The sequence below is a fragment of the Streptomyces sp. NPDC050121 genome (genome assembly GCF_044460385.1).
Taxonomy (GTDB): Bacteria; Actinomycetota; Actinomycetes; order Streptomycetales; family Streptomycetaceae; genus Streptomyces; species Streptomyces soliscabiei.
Genome location: NZ_JBITJV010000083.1, coordinates 1 through 13,781 on the forward strand (window position 1 = coordinate 1; position 13,781 = coordinate 13,781).

The 13,781-nt window shown below is 68.7% G+C and carries 13 protein-coding genes and 1 pseudogene; 9 read left to right on the top strand and 5 right to left on the bottom strand.

The window, feature by feature from the left end; genetic code table 11:
• Positions 1-63: 63 nt before the first annotated feature.
• Positions 64-750 (bottom strand): helix-turn-helix transcriptional regulator, encoded by a 687-nt coding sequence (locus tag ACIBTS_RS48585; protein WP_399328317.1) that lies wholly within the window; start codon positions 748-750, stop codon positions 64-66.
• 92 nt (positions 751-842) lie between these two features.
• Between ACIBTS_RS48585 and ACIBTS_RS48590 the strand changes: the two genes are divergently transcribed.
• On the top strand, positions 843-1,208 hold the full coding sequence (locus tag ACIBTS_RS48590) for a VOC family protein (protein ID WP_399328319.1): 366 nt from the start codon (positions 843-845) through the stop codon (positions 1,206-1,208).
• 794 nt (positions 1,209-2,002) lie between these two features.
• Here the strand turns inward: ACIBTS_RS48590 and ACIBTS_RS48595 are convergent.
• The gene (locus tag ACIBTS_RS48595) at positions 2,003-3,403 is read right to left on the bottom strand and encodes a sporulation protein (RefSeq protein ID WP_399328321.1); all 1,401 of its coding nucleotides are present in this window, start codon (positions 3,401-3,403) and stop codon (positions 2,003-2,005) included.
• Positions 3,404-3,599: 196 nt separating this feature from the next.
• Here ACIBTS_RS48595 and ACIBTS_RS48600 point away from each other — a divergent pair, with 196 nt between their 5' ends.
• Together ACIBTS_RS48600 and ACIBTS_RS48605 are read left to right on the top strand one after the other, a co-directional pair.
• Positions 3,600-3,794: a hypothetical protein gene (locus ACIBTS_RS48600; protein ID WP_399328323.1), complete on the top strand. Its 195-nt coding sequence runs from the start codon at positions 3,600-3,602 to the stop codon at positions 3,792-3,794.
• A 45-nt stretch (positions 3,795-3,839) separates the two neighbouring features.
• Positions 3,840-4,718: an aminotransferase class III-fold pyridoxal phosphate-dependent enzyme gene (locus ACIBTS_RS48605; RefSeq protein WP_399328339.1), complete on the top strand. Its 879-nt coding sequence runs from the start codon at positions 3,840-3,842 to the stop codon at positions 4,716-4,718.
• A gap of 132 nt (positions 4,719-4,850) precedes the next feature.
• Here the strand turns inward: ACIBTS_RS48605 and ACIBTS_RS48610 are convergent, their stop codons facing one another.
• Together ACIBTS_RS48610 and ACIBTS_RS48615 are read right to left on the bottom strand one after the other, a co-directional pair.
• Positions 4,851-5,774: a transposase family protein gene (locus tag ACIBTS_RS48610; RefSeq protein WP_399328325.1), complete on the bottom strand. Its 924-nt coding sequence runs from the start codon at positions 5,772-5,774 to the stop codon at positions 4,851-4,853.
• A gap of 88 nt (positions 5,775-5,862) precedes the next feature.
• Positions 5,863-6,435 (bottom strand): TetR/AcrR family transcriptional regulator, encoded by a 573-nt coding sequence (locus ACIBTS_RS48615; RefSeq protein WP_399328327.1) that lies wholly within the window; start codon positions 6,433-6,435, stop codon positions 5,863-5,865.
• A 102-nt stretch (positions 6,436-6,537) separates the two neighbouring features.
• Between ACIBTS_RS48615 and ACIBTS_RS48620 the strand changes: the two genes are divergently transcribed.
• From ACIBTS_RS48620 to ACIBTS_RS48635, 4 genes are all read left to right on the top strand, one after another.
• On the top strand, positions 6,538-6,846 hold the full coding sequence (locus ACIBTS_RS48620; protein WP_134068442.1) for a hypothetical protein: 309 nt from the start codon (positions 6,538-6,540) through the stop codon (positions 6,844-6,846).
• Positions 6,847-6,930: 84 nt separating this feature from the next.
• The gene (locus tag ACIBTS_RS48625) at positions 6,931-7,650 is read left to right on the top strand and encodes a VOC family protein (RefSeq protein ID WP_399328330.1); all 720 of its coding nucleotides are present in this window, start codon (positions 6,931-6,933) and stop codon (positions 7,648-7,650) included.
• 145 nt (positions 7,651-7,795) lie between these two features.
• Entirely contained in the window at positions 7,796-8,617 is an 822-nt protein-coding gene (locus ACIBTS_RS48630) for a Ku protein (protein WP_399328332.1), read from the top strand.
• 1,210 nt (positions 8,618-9,827) lie between these two features.
• Positions 9,828-10,664: a ribosome-inactivating family protein gene (locus ACIBTS_RS48635; RefSeq protein WP_399328333.1), complete on the top strand. Its 837-nt coding sequence runs from the start codon at positions 9,828-9,830 to the stop codon at positions 10,662-10,664.
• Positions 10,665-11,051: 387 nt separating this feature from the next.
• Here ACIBTS_RS48635 and ACIBTS_RS48640 read toward each other — a convergent pair.
• Positions 11,052-11,612: pseudogene (locus ACIBTS_RS48640) on the bottom strand (helicase associated domain-containing protein); the annotation flags it as partial.
• Positions 11,613-11,893: 281 nt separating this feature from the next.
• Between ACIBTS_RS48640 and ACIBTS_RS48645 the strand changes: the two are divergent.
• Together ACIBTS_RS48645 and ACIBTS_RS48650 are read left to right on the top strand one after the other, a co-directional pair.
• Complete coding sequence (locus ACIBTS_RS48645) at positions 11,894-13,159, top strand: AAA family ATPase (RefSeq protein ID WP_399328335.1); 1,266 nt, start codon at positions 11,894-11,896, stop codon at positions 13,157-13,159.
• A 163-nt stretch (positions 13,160-13,322) separates the two neighbouring features.
• Positions 13,323-13,733 (top strand): hypothetical protein, encoded by a 411-nt coding sequence (locus tag ACIBTS_RS48650; RefSeq protein WP_399328337.1) that lies wholly within the window; start codon positions 13,323-13,325, stop codon positions 13,731-13,733.
• Positions 13,734-13,781 lie beyond the last annotated feature (48 nt).

A 13,781-nucleotide genomic window follows, 5' to 3' on the forward strand; every position in this document is an offset into this window, starting at 1 on the left:
CCGAGTAGTCCTTCATCGCCATCGGCGGTCTTCTCGCTTCCTCCGGATCAAGCAGATCCAGTATCAGCGTGTCCACCACTCAGGGGGAGGCTCCAGGGTCTGGCTCTCGCAGATCCGTCGTGGCTGGTCGACTTCCTTCCACGTCGTGATCCGTTCGAGTCGGTACATCCGTGGCTCTCGGGCACGGTCGGCGACGAGGTACCAGATACCGGCCTTGGCCAACAGCCCGCAGGGATCCACGACCAGGTCGCGCGGGCACGGCTCCCGTGTGCTGTCGTACTCGATCCGTAGTCGGCGACCTCGCCGCACTGCGCCGATCAGCGAAGCCGGAGTCGTGCCGGAAACTCCTGCCTGACGCCAGGGACGGCTGTCCACGTGCACCACGTCGGTCAGCGGCAGGAGCTCATGACCTCGACGTGGCTGTGCAGCGGCGATCTTGGAGAGCGCGCGCCGGCTTTCGGCCGATGCGTTGAGCTCCGCACGTTGCTTCTCGTCCAGCCCGGCGAGCGACAGATGATCACGCTCGCCCGGCGTGAGTCGCGTGAGGTCGAGTCCGGACCCGGGCAGCATGGTCACGCCTCCGAGGCGGCTCCGTTGCGCGGTCACCGGCAGACCGGCGTCGCGGAGCCAGTTCAGGTCCCGGGTGATGGTGCGAAGGGACACCCCGAGCGCTGAGGCGAGTTCCTGTGTGGTCACGGCATCCCTCGATTCGAGGAGCAGCATCAGAGTGAAGAAGCGGTCTGGGGTCACACGCCAATTTTTTCAGGAATTGCGACACGATACGGCGCATATCCCGGTCAGGGTGGTGGATGCGTACCCACCACCTGCGAGAAGGAACAACCATGACCACATCCGTCGTGTCCATCGTCTACGTGAACGACGCTCCCGCCGCGGCTCGTTTCTACGGCGACCTCCTCGGCATGAGCCCCTCGTTCGAGACTCCGGGATACATCACCTTCGACCTCGGGCCAGGCGCTGATCTCGGTCTGTGGTCCGGCCAGTTCGAGGATCTGTCACCGGACGTCCCGCGCACCAGCGAGGTGTGCCTGGCCACCGACGCTGGACCCGACGAAGTCAACGCGACCTTTGAGCGGTGGAAGTCCAAGGGAGTCACGATCCTGCGCGAGCCTCATGACGCGGGGTTCGGGCTGACCTTCCTCGCGGCCGATCCCGACGGGAACCGTATCCGCGTCGCACCGCGGGGCTGAAAGTCCGCAGTGCGGCAGGCGCGCACGATAGGTGTCGCGCCTGCCGTCGTCTGACTTCGAGAGGACGACGAGTGCCCCACTCGCAACACACTTTTGATCCACTTCGGCGCGCGGAGACCCTCCTCACGTTGAGTGACTGACCGGGGTCTCCGAGCCGCCAACTATCCATCAAAGAACCCGCCAACCAGAGATCAAAGTCGCCACGCGACCAGCAGATCCAGCTGCGGCACCCGTCAACTATCGATCAAAGTCACAGTCGCGCCGCGCTTCTCCTTGACCTGGTCCGCTACGTGCGACATACCGCCCATTTTGATGGGGGAGAAATCTCCGTCCCGGCACGCTGCGCGAGGGCCGGGGAAAAGCCGCTGCCGTCCAGGAAACGCAGCTGCGAGACTGCGCAGATGACCACGCAGCGGCTGCCGTTCCCGGTCCCGGACGAACGCGCCCACCTCTTCGTCGACAGCTACGCCGACATGCAAGGTCCTGGGGAACGTCGGGGGAGAGGGTCTGGTCGACGTCGGTCCGGGCGGCGGTGAGCGCGGCGAGGGCCGGAGCGGTGAGGCCGGCGGCCAGCGCGCCACGCAGCAGGTTGCGGCGCTTCATCGGATCCTCTCCATGGTCGGACTCCGTGCTGAGAACGGCGGTGTCTTCCCAGGGTTGCGCAGCAAGCCCCAGTAGGGCACCGGGAATGCGCAGTCCGCCGGCGATTGGCTCGACAGTCGTGAGGGCGGTGACGGATGTGATGCCCCGGGCGATCGCGAGGCCGGAGGACATCGTCCTCTTGGCGGGCGCTGTCAGGGGCGCTTGGTTGTGCTGAGGGTGATGGCTTGGCGGGCGCGGTGGGAGAGTTCGGCGACTCGGGGGTCGCGGTGCCACGGTGTCATGGCCCGTACGACGCTGGTCAGGTAGTCGGTGGCGCGGGCGGAGCGCACGCTGCTGAGGATGACGACGGCTCGCTGTCCGTCGGCGAGGGCCCGGTCGAGGTCGCCGGGCTGGAGGTGTGCGGTGGCCAGGACGGTCATGCGCAGGCCGACGGATCGGGTGTAGTCGCTTGCGGACATGGGTGTGGCCCGGGAGTTCCAGCGCAGTGCGGCGTCGGGCATGTTCAGGTCGCGGTGGATCTCGACGGCGTCGGCGCTCATCCGGGCCGGCGTGTAGTAGCCGATCCACGAGGGCTCGTTCCCGGGGGCGGCGTCCGCGCGTTGGAGGAGCCGCTCGGAGTCGGTGAGCGCGGCTGCGGCGGAGCGGCGATCGCCGAGTCGGGCGTGTGCGCGGGCCTCGATGAGCCGGGCGAAGGCCAGGACGCGGGGTGCCGCCCCGTGGCGGGCGCGGTCGTAGGCTCCTTGCGCCATGTCCACGGCCGCGTCGGGGTAGCCGCGCAGGGTCGTCTGGAGGGCCAGGTTGGTCAGGATGTGGCAGCCCACGTTCATGCTGCCTGCGGCTTTCGCCATCCTCAGGGCCTGGATGAAATGACGTTGCGCGAGGGCGTGCCGGCCCATGTCGAGTGCGCTCCAGCCTGCGATGCGCGCGAGTTCGGCGGTGCCGGCATACAGTTCCCGGCCCACGGCGTCGGTGTAGCCGCCGTGCAGGAGCGGGATGGCGCGCTCGCGCAGGATGCGGTCGACCTGGGAGGCCTCGCGGGTGCCTCCGCCGTACCGGGAGTCTTGGCGCTGCGCGTGCGCGGCAGCCGCCCACAGTGCGTCCAGGTCCTGGCGGCCGACGCGTCGGCTCCCTGGGTGGGAGGCGTCCTGGTCGTCGGGGACGGCGAGCCACCGGGTGAGCGGTGTGGTGCAGGCGCTGAGAGCGAAGGCGCCGGTGAGGACGTTGCGGCGGTGCACGTTGCTCCAGTATCGGGCGGCGTTGTGGACGGCGGTGTGGGTGTCCCGGTGGAAGTCCAGGCCGACGTCGTCGGTTTTCCTGCGGGAGGCGGGCATGCCGATCTCGGCCGGGTCGACGGGCCGGCCTAATCGTTCGGCCAGCGCCTGGGCTATGAACCGGGGCACGGGCTCGCGGGGCACCATGCCCCGCTGCGTCCAGTTCTTGACGCTGGTCTGGGTGTACGAGCGGGGATCCCCGGCTTCCTCGGCCAGGGCGTTCACGCGGCGGGCCAGCGCGTGCTTGCTGATCTTGGCCGTCTCGATCAGCTCAGCCAGGGCCGTGTTCGCGGTCTCGGCCGATTCCTCACCGAGTGTCATGCCGGATGCCTCCTCGGGGACCGGATTCGGCGGGATGTTCCACCCCGCAGAAGAGGCCGGGGCAACTGAGCGTAGTGGCCACCGCGGCTGTGCAGGGGGCCGTTCCCGTTGTGAGCCCCCTTTGTGAGCCTGTGCCAGCCAGGGTCCCGGTCTTTCATTTCGGTATCGCAATCCCGTTCGAAAGAGGGGGTACCTCATGCACCGGAATGCGATCCGCCGCCAGCGGCTGCTCACGTCGTCCCGGCCCCTGCCAAGCATCGAGGTCGTGGGCGCGAGCGGCCCCTGGCTCCACCTCGCCGACGGCCGAAAGATCTTCGACGGATCGAGCGGACTCCTCTGCGTGAACGTCGGGCAGAGCAGCCCCACCGTCTTCGCCCGCATCGAGGAGTAGTTCCACCGTTACTCGTACGGGGGAGCAGCCGTCGTCCAGCCCCATATCCAGATGGATCTGATGGACCGCCTCTGCCAGGCCGTCGGACGTCCTCAGGACTCCGTCGCCCTGGTCACCTGCGGAACGCTCGGGGTGGAGGTCGCCATCGGCCTGGCCCGGAACATCGCGCGCGTCCGCAGTGGCGCGCGCCGCGGGGACATCCTGACGTCCACCCTGAGCTACCACGGGATGAGTGCGCTCACCCTTGCCCTCGCAGGGAACCACGCCCGTCGGCCGCACCCACAGGACGCGCTCGGCCTCGGCCCCGCCTTTCCCCCGCCCTACCCGCCGACGCACGGCCACGAAGGGCGCGCGTGTGACGCCTCGTGTGCCGACGAGGTGGCGAAGGCGATCGACAACAGGGGCGCGGAGCAGGTGGCCGCGGTCCTGATCGAGCCCGTCAACGGCACCACCGGCGGCGCCTATGTGCCACCCGGCGGATACCTGCGCCGGGTGTCCGAGATCTGCCGGGAACGGCAGGTCCTCGTCACCCACGACGAGGTACTGACCGGGCTGTGGCGCACCGGCACGCCCCTGGCGAGTCACCACTGGGAGGGTGCCGAACCGGACCTGTGCATCCTCTCCAAGGGTCTGGGCGCCGGATACACCAGCGTTGCCGCCGTGTTGGTGTCGCCGGAGATCGCACCGCTGATCAGGCACCAGGACGCCGGCCCGCTGCCCGCGATGGGCACCATGGCCGCCCACCCGCTCCAGGCGGCGGCCTGCCTGGGCGTCCTGGACGAACTGGAGGCCATGGACCACGAGGCCTTCACCGCCCGCGGGGAGCGCCTCGGACAGTCCCTGCGCGCCCTGACCGGCCTGGCGCCGGGCGAGGAAGTCCCGGTGCCACCAGCACACAGACCTGATCCCTCAGCTTTCCTTTAGCTGATCCAGACGGTGGCCCGTGGCGACAACCTGGTCCTCGAGGACCAGCTCCGCAACTGGGCTGAGGAACTTACGGCCTTGTGTGCGAATGAGGTCGGGGCGTATTGGCCTGGAGGGTTGTCTGATTGGTGCTCACCTCTCGGCGGCCCGGTCGGAGACCAGGGCGGCGACTGCCGCGTAGGTCTCGTCGAAGTACTCGCGGCGTCCGAGGTAACGCTGGAGGGTTCGCCACTGCTTGTGTTCAGCGTTGGCGTGCTCGACGCAGATGTGCTCCGAGGACTGCTGGTGGCGGGCCGCGTCCCAGGCGGCGATGTCTTCGGGCGGGGTGCCCTTCTTCGGTTTGAGCGGCGGGGCTTGGACCTGGTCGGGGAACTGCTTGGCAAGTCCCCGGTAGCCCGCGTCGACCTTGGCTCTGACCTGGGGGTGCCGTTCGAACAGGTCGCAGATTCCCTCGGTCTTCACGGTTGTCTGGTCGTGCATTCGGCCGGGTCGGAAGGCCCCGGCCCACAGGGTGCGGCCTTGTCCGTCAGTGACGACGGTGGCCTTCTTGGTGTTCTGCCGTATCTTGCCCGAGACGAAGGCGCGACGGCCTGGCTTGTTCGCCCGGGGTCGTCGGACCCGGACCTCCGTGCCGTCCAGCCGCAGCTCGACATCCTCAGCCGCCGCATAGGCGAAGACGTCCGCGAGAGTGCGAAGCCGCAGATCACCCTGCCCGGGGACAGCAAAGCCACGAGCGGCCAGAAGGGGACGGACCTCGTGGACAGCCCGGGTGATCGTGGAGCGGTCCACTCCGTAGAGCAGGGCCAGAGCCCCGTGCGGGAGCTGGAACCTCAGGACGACCAGCGTGGCGATGACCCGGTCGGTGAACACCAGCTGGTGATGCGGTCTCGCACCGGCCGCACGCAACCGGCCGCGGCCTCGACGCTCGTGCAATCGACACTCCTCTGCGGCCATCCACGCCTCGGCCAACTCCGCGATCAGCGAACCGAGTCGACGGTGCTGGAGGCCGGTGAAGAGACGATGGGACAATGCCGTGCGGCCGAGGTATTGCGTCACAACAACACCCAACCCGCACGGCCCTGTTCATGCCATGGCAGAAGCGTGATCGTTACAGCGCGCCACGTTGCCATGTTCTGGCACCGGGTCAACCTGAGCTCGGGAGGGCGGAGAGTAGGGCCGCGGCCGCGCTGTCGAAGGGCGCGATGCTGCCCGCTGCGCGGCAGAGGATGTGGGCGCCTTCGAGTGTGACGATCATGAGGGTGGCCAGATCAGCAGCCTGGGATGGACTCATTCCGGCGTGGGTGAGTTTTCCGGTGAGCTCGCCGACCCAGCCGGCGAACCCTTCGGCCGCGACAGTGCGCAGGCTGCTCTGGTCGGCAATGGCCGCACCGCCGTCGACGGTGACCGCCGCGACTGCGCAACCGCCGCCCCCGGCGGACGCCTGCACCACGGGGCGGACGTTGCCGAGGAACGCCTCCACGACTTCGCGTGGCCTGCGGGCCGGCAGTTCGTGCAGGTGGCCGCGGACGTCCTCCGCGTTGCGGCGGGCGGCTTCGAGCGCGAGTTGCTGTTTGCCGCCCGGGAAATGGTGATAGATCGCCCCGCGCGCGGCCCCGCTCTCGGCCAGGACGTCGGTGAAGGACATCGCGGCCAGGCCGTGGCGTTGCAGCAGTCCGATCGCTGCGCTGATCATGCGGGACTTCGTGTCCGCTGCCATCGCGACCCCCTTGACTAGTACGGCCATCCTACTCCATGCTCACATTACTAGGACGCACGTACTAGACGCGGGCCGGACAGGCCCCGAATCCGGAGGTTCGTGATGGGCAAGACGTTTCTCTACACCGAGATCCAGGCGGCAGTGCCGTTCGAGCAGTTCGACTGGCACCAGGTCAACGTGGCCCTGAAGACCGCACCGGGCCTGATCCGCAAGACGTGGCTGTCCGGGATCGGCACCCACACCATCGGTGGCTTCTACGAGTTCGACAGCGCCGAGAACGCCCTGGCCTTTGCCCAGGGCCCCTTCGCCGAAGAAGCGCGCCGGGCCGGAGCCCCGGCAACGACACGCCTGTTCGACGGCGAGATCGTCAAGGACGCCAGCATCGACCTGAACTCGCCCTACTACACCTGACACCACAGGTCGCCGCGGAGTCAGTTCTGGACACCGCCTCGCTCCACTACCGGGGCGAGGCGGCCCCAACGGAGAGGCATCTCGATGAACATCACGCGGCACCCCGAGAACAGCGTGACCTGGGTCGACCTCGGCACCCCCGACATGGAGACGACGACGGCCTTCTACACCGCACTGTTCGGCTGGACCGTCGCCCCACCGGATCCCAACGGCTACAGGCTCTGCACACTGCGCGGACATCTCGTCGCCGCCCTGGGGCCGGCCGAGGACGCCGGCGCACCCTACTGGACGATCAACGTCACCGTGGCGGACATCCAAGCCACCGCCACCCGCTTCACGAACCTGGGCGCCCAGATCATCGTGGCACCCACCGAAGTCGGGACACTCGGCCACGCCGCCGTCGCGATCGACCCCGTCGGTGCACCACTGTCACTCTGGCAGCCCGGCACCCACACCGGCATGCAGCTGACCCACGAACCGGGCACCTTCGCCGGCATCAGCCTTCTCACCGACCACCCCGAGCAGGCTGCCGCCTTCTACCGACCAGCCCTGCACTGGAACTCCAACCCCGAGCACACCGAGTTCCGGTTGCCGGACAACTCCATCGCCGGCACCAGCCCGCCGCCAGGGAAACCAACGGCGCAGCGATCACTCTGGCTGGTCAGTTTCGCCAGCAACAGACCCGATGCCGACGCCAAACAGGCCCGACAGCTCGGTGCGACCGAAGTTCGCCAGGACTCCAACGGAGACGTGGTCTTGCGCGATCCCACCGGCGCTCTGTTCGGCCTTACCCAGCACGCCTGATAGCGCAGCTCCGCCCGAACGCGTTGCCCCAAGCAATCGCACACCAAGCTGTTAGCCACCGCTGACCGATCCCCCCGGTGCCCTTACACGGCCGTGGCTTCCCCTCCCGGATGCGAGGGGAGCCACGGCCGCCGACGCTGGAAGGATGAGGGCCACCGCTACCTGGTCGGGCACCATCTCTTTCGGGATAGTCGCGATTCCTGTCCAGCTCTACGCGGCTACCGAAGAGCACACCGTGCGGCTCCATGAGATCCACACCGCGGATGGAGGCCGTGTCCAGCACCGCCGCTTCTGTGCTGCGGAGGGGCGGGAGATCAGCTATTCCGAGGTCGGTCGGGGCGTCGCCCTTCCGGACGGCCGCATGCTGCCGCTCTCCGAGGACGACCTCGCCCGCCTGCCGCTGCCGACCAAGCGCACGATCACGGTGGTGGGGTTCATCGACCCGCAGGGCGTGATCCCGATCAGCTACGATCGGCCGTACTACGTCGCTCCCGCAGCGCGGGACGCGGACCGGCCGTACGCCCTGTTGGTGGAGGTCCTCTCCCGGACCGGGCTTGTGGCGATGGCCAAGGTCGCGATCCGCAGCCGCGAACGCAAGGCGGTACTCCGGCCGTACCGCGGACTGCTGCTGTTGCAGACTCTGCGCTGGAGCGATGAGATCCGCGACCCCGGCGACCTCGCCCACCTGGTCCCCGCCGTCCCGCTCAGCGACCGCGAGCGACGGCTGGCGGAAGTGCTGGTGAAGGAGATGATCGGCGTCGACGACAGTGTGGACCACGACGGGTACGCCCACGCCCTGGAGCAGCTGGTCGACGCCGTCGCCTCGGGAGACGAGCCGGCCGAACCACCTCCTCAGCCCGAGCCTGCCGTCGACCTCATGACCGCGCTGCAGCAGAGCGTCGATGAGGCACGGGCCGCCCGGCACCCCACGAAGCGACCCTCGAAGGCCGACCGGCAGGGGAAGTGATCAGCCCGCCCACCCGATGTCACGGACCTCGATCGCTCCGGCGTGCGGCATGTACTGGATCCAGCACCGCCGCCCGAACACCTCCCGGATCTCCTCCATGTCCGTTGACGACTCCATGGAGTCGATCCCTTTTGACGGCAACGGCTTCATGGCTGCGATGCGGGCACCTAGCGGAGGAAGTCCTTGCGCTCCAGCACCGCCAGGTGGCGCGCCAGGGAGGCGCTGGAGAGACCAACGGCCTGGCCGATCTCACGCGCTGAGCGGAGGCAGTGCTGCACGGAGTCCCGATGACTTCGATCACCCGGCGGTGGGAGGCCGGTGATCTCAAGGCTGTCCGCCCGGACGGTGGCAGGCTGCCCCTGGCGGGGGAGCGCTGGGGCTTGTGACGTTGCGCTCATCGACCCGCAGCTGGTGGTGGAAGTCGCCGTGGACGTCGCCCGTGACGCCGCCGGCCGATGGCGCCACCCCGTACGCCTCCACCGGGCGCGCCCGGACCTCTCTGTCGCAGACGTCCCGCGCTTCGAGCTTGGGCCGACAGGATGAGCCACCAGGGGCCCGGCTGAGTCACGGTGTTCGGAGGTGGGTACTTGCACCATGTCCGGCGGTGTGGCCCTTGAGCAGGCCCCGCCAGACGGTGGCGCCCGTAGCTTCAGACGAGAGGCTGCGGGCGCCCAGCCCCATCGTTCTTACCGCCCACCCCCTGGGCGCACCGTGACCTCGTGGTCTCCCGAAAGCGGTTGGCGACCGAGTCCGGATCGGGGAGGGCGTGCGTGCTCGGGTTTCGCTGTCTGGGTCTACGCGTTGCTGCACTGGCTGTGCACGACAGGCGGGTCCGTGCCGCTATGCAACCCGTACGTCGTGTGGCTGGAGTCGGTGTCGGCGAGCTGCCCGTGATCCGCCGGCGAGGCTTGGGAACGGCTCCGGCATCAACATGTGCAGGCCGGAGCCGCTTGGTCTGACCGTTGCTCCTGACTGGGTGACATCTTGAGGCGGTCATACACCGGCAGTTCGCCCACGGCGCTCACTCGTCTGCAGCCGCGCCGTAGCCCGTCGCGCGCTACTTCGCTCCTCAGAAAGGCAGTTGGCGGAAGGTGGCGATGAGTCGGACCGTCACACAACCAACGTGCCCCCGGTCTCTATACATGTGAAGAAAGTAATGCAGCCCGTCAACCGAGCGTTGTCCAACGCTCGTCGCCTCGCGGTCCTCGCGATGGCCACTCTGCTGATGCTGGTGGGGTTCCATACCCCACACGCGTCTGCGAGCACGGGTAACAACCAGACCACGCAGATCACCATGTCGATCGACACCACGTTCAACAGGAACAACACAGCAAAGTTCAGAAGCGTCGTCGCCCAGCTCCGCGAGGCAGCGGGGTACATCCTCCACAACGACGTCTACATGACGACGGGGACCGCACACCCCGGCGGGCTCATCGCCCTGGATCTGCGCGATTCATACAACGCCTATCGGACGACCCTCTACTTCAACTCGCAGAACCTGTACTTGGCGGGCTTCAGGGCTCAGAACGGACGGGCCTACATTCTCGACGATGCCGGGGATAACTCGGTGCAGGAGATCACGCGCGAGGCGGGACAAGTGCCCGCCGTTCTGGGATTCGGAGGCCAGTACGGCTCCATGATTGGTGCGGCCGGCGGCGAACTGACGGTTCTTGGCCTGGACGACATGGCCAGCGCCATGGAGATCCTGGCCCGAGTGCCGAGCCCTGCTCAGGCAACGGGTGCTTCGCAGCCCCAGATCGCGTCATCCATACTCAGGTTCGTCAGCGCATTCGCCGAAAGCGCCCGCTTCCCGGACTACCGGGATCGCTTCGATCTGGTTTTCGACGGGCGTGGTGGTCCGAGCAATGCCGTATCCGGCTTCCTGCAAGGGCTGCGCACCGCCTGGGGGCAGATGTCCGCATGGGTGCGGTCCTATGCCCAGGACCCGACAACCCCGCCTCGGTCATGGCCTGGTATTGGGACGTTGGCTAACTGGGCTGATGTCTCGAGCCTCCTGCGAGCGGTGAACGGGCCCTCCGGGCGATAGGGGCGGCCTTAACGGAACAGCCCGTCAGGTCCACGGCGTCGACGTCGCGGGCAGCGTCACCAATGGCCGGGTGACCGGCCCGGCGGTGACCTTCGCCAAGCAGCAGCGGCTGCACGTCGTCGACCGCCAGGCCCTGGCCGTCTGGTGTGTTCACTCGGACCTATCAGGACCGATCAGGACCCACTCCGACGCTCCGAGATTGGGACAGACGTCCCGGAGCGTCACGAGGGGTTCGGTATCGGTGGCGGCGAGCCCGGCCGTCCATTCGTCGGCCGGGCTCACTGCTGAGCACAGGCCTTGCGGCGGGTTCGGCTTCCGGACGTCAGGAAGAGCGGCTGGCCTCTCTCAAGAGACCAGGCGAGGGCCGATGAGGCCAGCCATGTCCATCTACACGGTGGCCCATTCCAGTCCGAGGTCGGCGAGCGCGGCGAGCTGATCGGCCGTGAGCTTGTCGCGCCGGGTCTTGGTGTTGGAGACCCATACGCCCAGCTTCACTGGCACCGGTTCCGCCTCGCCGTCGACCGTGATCTCTTCGCTGTGACCCCTTGGCACCGGCCGGTCGCCCTCACGCTCTACCCACTGCGTGAGGGCTGTCAGGCCGCGCTGGAACGCCTGCTGTGCCTTGGCCGGGCCCTTCGTCGCACGAGCGGCTGCCGGGTCAGGCGACGGCGCCTGGACGGGCTGCACGCCCAGCTTCGCCAGCCGCTCCTGCTGCTCCTCGGTGAGCTGGAACCACTCGCGGGTCTGTCGCTGCAGCCACCGTCCGAGGTCGTCGCCCTCGAAGAGCACGCCGGGGGCGATGTGGGGCAGGACACCGTTGGGTTCGTCGGCGGCGAGGCTGCGGAGCACGGCGTAGTGACGTTGCCAGTCCAGCGGCCACGGGCAGTTCCAGTCAGGGTCGATCTGGGCGAGCTGCGTGGCACGGGCCGCCGCGCGCTGCGGGTGTTTGTGTGATTGGGCGGTGGGGTTGCAGCGGGTGGGCGTCAGCGGAATTGCGGTGTGGATGTCCTGGTAGTGGGCGTGGGGCTGGTTTTTGGTTGCTGTCATGGGGTGACCAAGCGGCTGTTGTGGTGTGGCTAGCAGGTTGGTTGCTGGCTGTCATGGCTTTCGCTGTTCCTATGTGAGGGGCTGGCGGGGTCGGGTGGGCTGGGCCGTATGACGGTTCAGGGGGTCCGGCGGGTGGGGGCGAGGCGGGATCGGCTGGTGTTGTGCCGGCCGGGGGTGCGCCGTTGGCGCGGGGTGTGGTGGTGCGGCGGCTTCTTGCGGTGGATGGGGAGGGGACGCTGTCGCGGTTGCATGTGCGGATCGCGGCGGAGCTGGCAGGGGTGTCGGAGCGGACGGTGTGGCGGTGGCTGGCCGATGGACGCCGGGGCGATGTCGAGGCGCGGCCGCGGCAGGACGGGTTTTCGCTGAGTGACGCGTTGTGGGAGGTCCTCGCGGAGGCGGGCGGGAACGTCGCGGAGTTGCGGCGCAGGATGCTTCGGGCCCAGGAAGAGGGGGTGTTGGAGCAGTGGGGTGCGGAGTGTGTGCCCTCGCTGCCGACACTGCATCGGGTGATCAAGCGGGGTCTGGGGGCGGGCCGGGTTCTTGAGGTGGCCCGTCCGGCAGGGGCCCGGGCCGGGCTGCAGCCGAGCCGGTATGACCGGGCACTGGCGGATTTGGGACTCGTGGACGGTGAGGGTGGTCCGCTTGTTGTCGACGGGTCGCCCGCCGACGTGCCGGTGGCGGAGGGTGCCGCGGATGCGGGGGTGCGGGGCGGTGGTGCGCGGTTGTACGTGCCGGGGGCCCGGCTGGTGTCGACCCGGCAGGTGGCCGGTGTGGTGGAGGCGGTGGGGCATACGGTCGCGGCCCGCGGGATGTGCTGTGTGTACGGGGACACGGGCCTGGGGAAGACGGTCGCTGTCGAGCAGGCGTTGCATCTTCTGCCCGGCCGGGTGCCGGTGTGGCGGGCGGTGGCCGGGGTGGCGCCCGGTCTGCCGCAGCTGCGGGCCTCGCTGTGCGAGGCGTTCGGGCTGCCGTCGGGGGCGCTGCCGCATCGGGCCGGGCCGGCCAGCCAGGCTCTGATGCGGGCACTGGCCGAGCCGGGTGTGCTGTTTCTCGATGACGCCCAGCGTCTGACGCCGCCGTTGCTGGACTATCTGCGGCAGTTGTGGGACGCGCCGGGCTGTGCGGCGGCGCTGGTGCTGTGCGGGGCGGGAAGCGAACGGGCTCTTGCCCGCGCTTCGGCGCTGCGCTCGCGGGTGCTGACCTGGCATCAGGTCGGCTGGCTGGATGAGTCTGGGTTGCCGCAGACGCTGAGCCTGTTCCATCCGGTGTGGGCGCAGGCGGATGCGGGCCATGTTGCGCGGGTGGACGAGCAGATGGCACGCGGCAATTTCCGTACCTGGGCGAAGATCACGTCGCATGTCTACGCGGCCCGCGAGCGCGACCCCGCAAGGCGTGTGGACCGGGAGCTGATCGAGCAGGCCTGCGCGCGTCTTGGGCCCTATCCGTAACGGTCCGGGCTGCTTGAAGGGCTTGTGTACGGGCCTTCACCTGTTCCGACGGGGTGAACGAAGGCGGGTTTCGCGGAAGCGGATGAGAACGAAGGGGCATGGGGGGGACGGACAGCCGCTGGCGCCGCCAAAGGATCCGGCCGGTGTTCTGGGGGAGGAGTCCTTGACGGCGTTGCGGGCGCCGGCGGTGCGCCGTCTGTTGGCGCTGCGCGCCGAGCGGCGGCTGTCGCGGGAGCATGTGCGCCTGGCCGGGGAGTGCCTGGGCGTGTCGGAGCGGACGGTGTGGCGGTGGCTGGCTGAGGCCTCCCTCTCGCCCCGGGCCGCGATCCGCCCTGGGGAACGCAGCGGTGACCGGTTCGAGATCACCAGGGAGATCCGGGTGCTGCTGGCGTACTGGCACGGCAACGCTTCCGCGGTCCACCGTCAGTTGGTGGCCCGGGCCGAGACCGGCGGCCGTGACGGTCAGCCGACGACGGCGTCTGAATCCGCAGCTTCTCCCGCGGGCGCCCCGCCGGCTGCGGTGCCGTTGCTGGATGCGATGTGCCGGTTTGGTGTCAGTGGGTGGTGTCAGTGACGGCATGTCAGGTCAGGGTGTTTTCGCTGGTGGTGGGGTGTTGAGTGT

What these genes read in the sequence shown, in the direction of transcription:
- ACIBTS_RS48590 (WP_399328319.1), top strand. Translation starts at nt 843, where the DNA reads ATGACCACATCCGTCGTGTCCATCGTCTACGTGAACGACGCTCCCGCC.
- ACIBTS_RS48595 (WP_399328321.1), bottom strand. Translation starts at nt 3,403, where the DNA reads ATGACACTCGGTGAGGAATCGGCCGAGACCGCGAACACGGCCCTGGCT.
- ACIBTS_RS48600 (WP_399328323.1), top strand. Translation starts at nt 3,600, where the DNA reads ATGCACCGGAATGCGATCCGCCGCCAGCGGCTGCTCACGTCGTCCCGG.
- ACIBTS_RS48615 (WP_399328327.1), bottom strand. Translation starts at nt 6,435, where the DNA reads ATGGCAGCGGACACGAAGTCCCGCATGATCAGCGCAGCGATCGGACTG.
- ACIBTS_RS48620 (WP_134068442.1), top strand. Translation starts at nt 6,538, where the DNA reads ATGGGCAAGACGTTTCTCTACACCGAGATCCAGGCGGCAGTGCCGTTC.
- ACIBTS_RS48625 (WP_399328330.1), top strand. Translation starts at nt 6,931, where the DNA reads ATGAACATCACGCGGCACCCCGAGAACAGCGTGACCTGGGTCGACCTC.
- ACIBTS_RS48630 (WP_399328332.1), top strand. Translation starts at nt 7,796, where the DNA reads ATGAGGGCCACCGCTACCTGGTCGGGCACCATCTCTTTCGGGATAGTC.
- ACIBTS_RS48635 (WP_399328333.1), top strand. Translation starts at nt 9,828, where the DNA reads ATGGCCACTCTGCTGATGCTGGTGGGGTTCCATACCCCACACGCGTCT.